Here is a 214-nt window from a genome sequence, read left to right on the forward strand (position 1 = left end):
ATGTTAATCAGGGTAGGGTAAGTCGACCCCTAAGGCGAGGCCGAAAGGCGTAGTCGATGGGAAACAGATTAATATTTCTGTACTCGATATAATTGCGATGGGGGGACGGAGCAGGCTAAGCAAGCATGGCGTTGGTAGTCCATGTGAAAGTGAGTAGGGCGTTTGTTTAGGTAAATCCGGACGAACACTAAACCTGAGACACGAGACGAGTCAC

At 49.1% G+C, this 214-nt stretch carries 1 rRNA gene; it reads left to right on the forward strand.

From position 1 onward, the window contains the following. Positions 1-214: ribosomal RNA gene (locus H4J63_RS20715) — 23S ribosomal RNA — on the forward strand; the annotation flags it as partial.

The organism is Pseudoalteromonas sp. 5Ae-yellow, assembly GCF_014077565.1.
In the GTDB taxonomy this organism is placed as follows: Bacteria; Pseudomonadota; Gammaproteobacteria; order Enterobacterales; family Alteromonadaceae; genus Pseudoalteromonas.